Origin of the sequence: Acidiphilium sp. PM (assembly GCF_000219295.1) — a bacterium.
Lineage (GTDB): Bacteria > Pseudomonadota > Alphaproteobacteria > Acetobacterales > Acetobacteraceae > Acidiphilium > Acidiphilium multivorum.
This window is the reverse complement of the sequence record NZ_AFPR01000465.1, coordinates 1-7,081: the sequence shown is the minus strand read 5'-3', so window position 1 is coordinate 7,081 and position 7,081 is coordinate 1. Positions and strand designations below refer to the sequence as shown.

Here is a 7,081-nt window from a genome sequence, read left to right as displayed (position 1 = left end):
AGCCTGGACGACCGCTATCGCGGCGTGAAGGGCGACCGGATGGTGGCCTTCATGAACGAGCAGGACATGGCCGAACGCGGCATCGCCGCGGGCGACAGGATCCGGCTGCGAACCGTCTCGGAGGATGGCGTGGACCGATCGGTCGGGAATCTCACCGCCCTGCCATACAATATTCCGAAAGGGTCGATCGGTGCCTACTATCCCGAAGCCAACCCGCTGCTGCCGCTTTACCACCACGACGAGCTTGCGCTGACGCCGGCGGCGAAATCCATTCCCGTCATCGCCGAGGCGATGTGAAAAACCCGCCCGGAGGTTTGCTCCGGGCGGGCGCAATTCACGCGAGTCCAACGAGGGACAAACATTACTTGCGATGAACGCCGCTTCGGCGTGCCTATCGATGACGGCAGTTTTGCTGACATCTGGAAAGGCCGTGATCATGAGCACCGCGCGCGCCATGCCCACGCTATCAACGGCGTGTGAGTGAGCTTGGCGGTCCACGAATAAGGGCCGACTGGACAGATCGGCCCTTGTAGGAGATGGTCCGTCAGACTTAAGGCGTGTGAAGCTGCTTGGCCTCGTCGAGTGCAGCTTGGAGCTTCTCCAGGCTATAACCCATGCCCTGCATCTGTGGGTGCGGTTGCTGATTTTCGAGCAACTTGGCCCGTTCGACCAAGGTAAGGCTGATGAACCATTTATAGACGTAAACGGCCAAAACACCACCGATCATCGGCCCGATGATCGGCACCCACCAATAGCCATGCGGGCCTGGAAACGCATTCTTCCCCCACCCCATGACCCAGGTGAACAGGCGCGGGCCGAAGTCTCGCGCAGGATTGATTGCATAACCGGCATCAACGCCATATGACATCCCGATCGCTGCGACTGCGAGGCCCACCATCAGGGGTCCCATATTGGAAGTCGGGCTCAGATTCAGATTGTCGGATATCGCCAGCACGAAGAGCAGCAGGAAGAAAGTTCCGATGATTTGGTCAATCAGGGCGAGGTCCATATGTCCGCCGAGATAGGATGCCGGGAAGGTTGCGAAGATGCTGAACGTCGTCAGTCCGCCGGGGGCCGCATAAGAGGCAACGTGATGCGCGGCATTCCAAGCATCGATGGCACGGAAATAGTCCAGATAGACTAAGGCCGCTCCGACGAAACAGCCCGCGACCTGCGCAACCCAGTACGGCACGACCTTGCGCCACGGGAAGTCACCCTTGACCGCAAAGGCGAGGCTGACGGCGGGATTGAGATGCGCGCCGGTAACCCCACCGGCGACATAGATTGCCATGGTGACTGCGAAGGCCCATCCCCAGGTGATCAGCAGCCACCCTCCGGCGCCGTTGAAGATCACGGCGGTGCGACCGGACTCGGTCAATCCGACGACCGCCACGGCGACCACACCGGCTCCGAAGGCAATCAGAACGACGCAGCCAAGAAACTCAGCGAGCATTTCGGAAAAGATCGACTGGGCCCGCCAGCCGACCTTAACACCCAGCATCCTGCGGTCAGAGACCGATCTTTACGAATCGGGAGCGTATTCGGCAGTGTTTGACATTGTCTCGTTTCCTCGTGTTTTTCGTCAATCGACCCAGGCGAAGGAACGCTGCACGGCCTTCTTCCATGAGCGATAGTATTTTTCGCGCGTCTCAGCGGGCATTGACGGCTCCCAGGTCTTGTCCACGCCCCAGTTGGCGCGCAGATCCTCAAGATTCGCCCAGTAACCGACGGCGAGGCCGGCGGCGTAGGCGGCACCCAGCGCGGTGGTCTCGGTCATTTTCGGGCGAACCACCGGGGCGTTCAGGATGTCGGCCTGGAACTGCATCAGCAATTCGTTGGCGACCATGCCGCCATCGGTCTTCAGCGCCGCGAGCCGGATGCCGGAATCCTCCTGCATCGCCTCGACGACGTCGCGCACCTGGTAGGCGGTGGATTCGAGGGCGGCGCGGGCGAGGTGGGCGCGGGTCGCATAGCGCGTCAGCCCGGCGATGACGCCGCGGGCGTCGTCCTTCCAGTAGGGCGCGTAGAGCCCGGAGAACGCGGGCACGATATACACATCGCCATTGTCCTCGACGCTGCGGGCGAGCGGCTCGATCTGCGGGGCGACGTCGAACAGTTTCAGGTTGTCGCGCAGCCACTGCACCAGCGCGCCGGTGATGGCGATCGCCCCCTCCAGAGCGTAGCGCGGCTTCTCGTCGCCGAGCTGGTAGGCGAGCGTGGTAAGCAGCCCGGCCTTGGACTGCACGGGCTCGGTGCCGGTGTTCATCAGCAGGAACGAGCCGGTGCCATAGGTGTTCTTCGCCTCGCCGGGGGCGAAGCAGGTCTGCCCGACCAGGGCGGCCTGCTGGTCGCCCAGCATGCCGGCGAGTTTCGTGCCTTGCAGCGGGGCGGTGCGGATTTCGCCATAGACGGCGGAGGACGGCACGATCTTCGGCAGGCAGGCGCGCGGAATGCCGAACGCGTTCAGCATGTCGTCATCCCAGGCGCAGGTCGCGAGGTCGATCAGCATGGTGCGGCTCGCGTTGGTCACGTCGGTCACGTGGTGGCCGCCATTCACGCCACCCGTCAGGTTCCAGGTCAGCCAGGAATCGACGGTGCCGAACAGCGCGTCGCCCGCCTCGGCCTTGGCCTTCGCCCCTTCGACATTGTCGAGAATCCAGCGCAGCTTCAGCCCGGCGAAATAGGTGGCCAGCGGCAGGCCGGTCTTGGCGCGGAAGCGGTCCTGCCCGCCATCGCGGGTGAACTGCTGGACGAGCTGGTCGGTGCGGGTGTCCATCCAGACCAGCGCGTTGCAGAGCGGCTGGCCGGTCTTGCGGTCCCACAGCAGGGTGGTCTCGCGCTGGTTGGTGATGCCGACGGCGGCGAGGTCGGACGCGGTGAGGTTTGCCCGCGCGAGGGCGGCGCCGATGACCTCGTTGGTGTTGGAGAGAATCTCCATCGGGTCGTGCTCGACCCAGCCCGGCTTCGGATAGATCTGCCGGTGCTCCTTCTGGGCGACGGAAACGATGTTCCCGCCCTTGTCGAACACGATGAAGCGCGAGCTCGTCGTGCCCTGGTCTATGGCCCCTACATAACGCGACATTTTATTCCTCCCTTTGCTGGCAACGATGTGAACTAACGTCCGGGTAGCAGTGCAGCCGGCTCTGGCGCGCCCCTGGCGCGGCGGGCGCCGGATTCCGCCGGACTCCGGAATTTCTGTTGCGCCTCGCGCATCATGCGTGGGCGTCCTGTGCGGCGAGGGTCTGCATGAACCGCTCGACAGCGGCGATCTCGGCATCGCTCAGCCGCAGGCCGAACTTGCTGCGGTGCCACACCACGTCCTCCGCGGTCAGCGCGAATTCGTGGGCGTGCAGGTAACGCAGTTCCGCCTCGGTCAGGTCGGCGCCGAAGATGGCGCCGAGATCCTCCGCCCGCCGCGCATCGCCGAGCAGGACGCGCGCGCGGGTGCCATAGGCCCTGACCAGCCGCGCCGCGGTGGCCGGCGCGAGGAACGGATAGTCGCGCAACAGCGCCGCCACCTGGGCGTCGAACCCGTCGGTCGGGAAATCGCCGCCGGGCAGGGGCTCGTCGCCGGTCCAGCCCTGCTTCCGCGCGGTGGCGGGCGGCAGGTGCGGCGCGAGCTTGCCGAGCACCGATTCGGCCAGGCGGCGGTAGGTCGTGATCTTGCCGCCGAAGACCGAGAGCAGGGCGGGGCCATCGGCCGGCGCGTCCATCTCCAGCACGTAGTCGCGCGTGGCGGCCTGGGCTTTCGAGGCGCCGTCGTCATAGAGCGGGCGGACGCCGGAATAGGCCCAGACGACATCCGCCGGCGTGACCGGCTTCGTGAAATAGGCGCTGGCGGACTCGCAGAGATAGGCGATCTCGTCAGCCGAGGCACGCACCTCGGCGGGGTCGCCCTGATAGTCGCGGTCGGTGGTGCCGATCAGGGTGAAATCCCGCTCATAGGGGATGACGAAGAAGATGCGGCCATCAGCGTTCTGGAAGATGTAGCAATGATCCTCGGGGTAGAGCCGGGGAACGACGATGTGGCTGCCCTGGACGGCGCGCACCGAGGCCGGCGTGTTCGCCCGCAGCACCTTCTGCAGCACCTCGGCGACCCAGGGCCCTGCGGCGTTCACCAGGGCGCGGGCGCGCACCGTGCGCGTTTCGCCGCTGCGCTCGTCGCGCACGGTGAGGGTCCACAGCCCGCCCTCGCGCGCGCCGCTGATGCAGCGGGTGCGCGGCTCGATCACCGCGCCCCGATCCGCCGCATCGCGCGCGTTCAGCACGACGAGGCGCGAATCCTCCACCCAGCAATCCGAATATTCGTAGGCGCGGACAAAGCGCGGATCGAGCGGGCGGCCGGCGGGATCGCGCCGCAACCGCACCACGCGCGTCGGCGGCAGTTTCTTCCGCCCGCCGAGATGATCGTAGAGAAAGAGGCCGAGCCGCAGCATCCAGGCCGGGCGCAACCCCTTGTGGTGCGGCAGCACGAAGCGCAACGGCCAGATGATGTGCGGCGCGATGCCCCACAGCACCTCGCGCTCCATCAGCGCCTCGCGCACCAGCCGGAACTCGTAATATTCGAGATAGCGCAGGCCGCCATGGATCAATTTGGTCGAGGCCGCCGAGGTGGCGCCGCCGAGATCGCCCGCCTCGCAGAGAAAGACCGACCAGCCGCGCCCCGCCGCATCGCGCGCGATGCCGCAGCCATTGATGCCACCGCCGATGATCGCGATGTCGTGGACCACTGAAGTGTCCGTTGCGGACGCCATCAGGCAAACCTCCCGCGTTTGCGTTTCGTATTCGATCGCTTGTCGAAGCGAACGTTAATACGAACAAAAACCGGGCGTCAACACTCAAAACGAAATATGAAACGAATATCGACCGACTCAGTCGGCCGTGTCGGCGTCTTCCTCCCCCGCCGTTTCCACCACCTCGATGCCGAGACGTTCGCAGAGTTCGCGGCTTTCGGGCGTGCGCAGCCGGTCGGTCACCAGCACGTCGACATCCTTCAGATGCGCGATCCGCACCGGCGCGGAGCGGGTGAACTTGCTGCTGTCGGCCACCAGCATGACCCGCCTGGCGCATTCGATGATTGCGCGGGAGACCTGCACCTCGCGGCTGTCGAAATCGAGGAGCGTGCCGTCGCGGTCGATCGCCGAGGTGCCGATCACCGCGAAATCGGCGCGGAACTGGCGGATCTGCTCCACCGTCGTCGCGCCGACGATGCCGCCATCGGCCCGGCGCACCGTGCCGCCCGCCATGATGAGCTCGACGCCGGGCAGGCGATACAGCTCCGCCGCCACATGCAGGTTGTTGGTGATGACGAGCAGGCCACTGTGTTGCGCGAGCGCGCGGGCGACCTCCTCGGTGGTGGTGCCGAGATTGATCAGCAGGGAGGAATTGTCCGGGATCAGCCGCGCCGCCGCCTCGCCGATCAGTTGCTTGACCGGCTGCGCCACGAGCTTGCGCGCGTCATAGGCGAGATTGGCGACGCTGGAGGCGATCATCGCGCCACCATGCACCCGGGTCAGGCGGTGGACCTCGCACAATTCGTTGAGATCGCGCCGGATCGTCTGCGGCGTCACGCCGAAGCGCGCCGCCAGATCCTCGACCGAGACCCGCCCGGCTTCCTGCAACAGGCTCATGATCTCGGCCTGTCGGCGGCTTCCCGCGCGGGGCGAGGCGCCGTCCATCACCGGCGCGCCCGCTGCAGGTCCGAATTGGTGCTCATCGTCATGGTCATCTGTGTCTCCCTTCCGCGGTAGCCTTTGTCGCGCAGCGGGCCGCCGAATGCCAGCCGCCCGAAACGAACATCCCGATCCTCGGCTTCAATGTTCGTTTTCCGGAATTCGAACATTCGCCTACCGTGCAGATCAAGCCTGGTCGAATGCAGTATCTCAATAATCGAAATTAAAATTGTAACGTTAGGCGGCTCTTAATTATTCGAAAACATAGATATTTGCATTCAACAGAATGGGTCAACCACGATGAACACTTGCCGGGAAACGTTCGCGCAGCGACTGGAATTCATCGGGCTCGACGAACAGGTCAGGGGCCGTCTGCGGGACATGCAGCCGGTGCTTGCGCAGGCGGTGCCGGCCGCACTCGCGGATTTCTACGAGCGCATCCGCCGCAGCCCGGAAGCCCGTGCCTTCTTCGCCACCGACGCCTCGATCGGCACGGCCCGATCCCGCCAGGCCGGCCACTGGACCCGCATCGCCGAGGCGCGGTTCGACACCGACTATGTCGACGCCGTCACCCGCGTCGGCGAGGTGCACGCCAGGATCGGGCTCGAGCCGCGCTGGTATATCGCCGGTTACGCGCTCATCCTCGAACAGATCATCGCCGGCGTGCTCGATTCGCGGAAACCGAAACGGCGCCCCCTGTTCCGCCGCGACGCCGAAACCAGCCCGGCCGCCGATCTCGGCGCGCTGGTCAAGGCCACCTTCCTCGACATGGATCTCGCGATCGCCGTCTATCTCGAGGAACTCGACCGCCGGCGCCGCGAGGCCGAGGACAAGGCGGCCGCGACCAACCGCGTGGTAATGGATACGCTCGGCCGCGCCCTTACCGCGCTTGCCGAGGGCGACCTGTCCTACCGCATCACCGAAGGGCTGCCGGAGGACTATCATCGCCTGGCCGACGATTTCAACGGCGCCCTCAGCCGCCTGTCGGACAGTCTCTCGGGCGTCCGCAAGAGCACCGGCGAGATCAACAACGGCGTCGACGAGATCGCCCGCGCCGCCGAGGATCTCGCCCGCCGCACCGAGCAGCAGGCCGCCAGCCTCGAACAGACCAGTGCCGCGCTCAACGAGATCACCTCCGGCGTGCAGAGCACGGCGGAGAACGCCGCGCGCGCGAACACCGCGGCCCAGACGGCCAACGCCGCCGCCGACAGGTCGCACAATATCGTCGCCAACGCCGTCGCCGCGATGCGGCAGATCGAAACCTCCTCGCGCGAGATCGACCAGATCATCGGCCTGATCGACGAGGTGGCGTTCCAGACCAACCTGCTCGCGCTCAATGCCGGGGTCGAGGCCGCGCGCGCCGGCGATGCCGGGCGGGCTTCGCCGTCGTCGCCTCCGAGGTGCGCGCC

Annotated in this window: 6 protein-coding genes and 1 pseudogene; 2 read left to right on the top strand and 5 right to left on the bottom strand. The window is 65.7% G+C overall.

Translation table 11 applies throughout. From position 1 onward, the window contains the following. Positions 1–297: pseudogene (locus APM_RS14275) on the top strand (molybdopterin dinucleotide binding domain-containing protein); the annotation flags it as partial. 253 nt (positions 298–550) lie between these two features. Here APM_RS14275 and APM_RS14270 read toward each other — a convergent pair. The 5 genes from APM_RS14270 to APM_RS22070 all read right to left on the bottom strand — a co-directional run bounded on the left by APM_RS14270 (position 551) and on the right by APM_RS22070 (position 5,842). Continuing rightward, complete coding sequence (locus tag APM_RS14270; protein ID WP_007424081.1) at positions 551–1,501, bottom strand: MIP/aquaporin family protein; 951 nt, start codon at positions 1,499–1,501, stop codon at positions 551–553. An 81-nt stretch (positions 1,502–1,582) separates the two neighbouring features. Further along, positions 1,583–3,082: a glycerol kinase GlpK gene (glpK, locus tag APM_RS14265; protein ID WP_007424080.1), complete on the bottom strand. Its 1,500-nt coding sequence runs from the start codon at positions 3,080–3,082 to the stop codon at positions 1,583–1,585. 130 nt (positions 3,083–3,212) lie between these two features. Then, positions 3,213–4,754: a glycerol-3-phosphate dehydrogenase gene (gene glpD / locus APM_RS14260; RefSeq protein ID WP_012040017.1), complete on the bottom strand. Its 1,542-nt coding sequence runs from the start codon at positions 4,752–4,754 to the stop codon at positions 3,213–3,215. A gap of 117 nt (positions 4,755–4,871) precedes the next feature. Continuing rightward, positions 4,872–5,678: a DeoR/GlpR family DNA-binding transcription regulator gene (locus tag APM_RS14255; RefSeq protein WP_012040018.1), complete on the bottom strand. Its 807-nt coding sequence runs from the start codon at positions 5,676–5,678 to the stop codon at positions 4,872–4,874. Next, positions 5,678–5,842: a hypothetical protein gene (locus tag APM_RS22070; protein ID WP_013640796.1), complete on the bottom strand. Its 165-nt coding sequence runs from the start codon at positions 5,840–5,842 to the stop codon at positions 5,678–5,680. The genes APM_RS14255 and APM_RS22070 overlap by 1 nt, the downstream gene beginning before the upstream one ends. Before the next feature lie 130 nt (positions 5,843–5,972). Here APM_RS22070 and APM_RS14250 point away from each other — a divergent pair. Continuing rightward, positions 5,973–7,081, top strand: a 1,109-nt coding sequence (locus tag APM_RS14250; RefSeq protein WP_007424077.1) for a protoglobin domain-containing protein, incomplete at its 3' end; no start/stop codon positions are given.

Bases quoted from the DNA above. Each gene is read 5' to 3' on its own strand.
- APM_RS14270 (WP_007424081.1), bottom strand. From the start codon at position 1,501: ATGCTGGGTGTTAAGGTCGGCTGGCGGGCCCAGTCGATCTTTTCCGAA.
- glpK (WP_007424080.1), bottom strand. From the start codon at position 3,082: ATGTCGCGTTATGTAGGGGCCATAGACCAGGGCACGACGAGCTCGCGC.
- glpD (WP_012040017.1), bottom strand. From the start codon at position 4,754: ATGGCGTCCGCAACGGACACTTCAGTGGTCCACGACATCGCGATCATC.
- APM_RS14255 (WP_012040018.1), bottom strand. From the start codon at position 5,678: ATGGACGGCGCCTCGCCCCGCGCGGGAAGCCGCCGACAGGCCGAGATC.
- APM_RS22070 (WP_013640796.1), bottom strand. From the start codon at position 5,842: ATGTTCGAATTCCGGAAAACGAACATTGAAGCCGAGGATCGGGATGTT.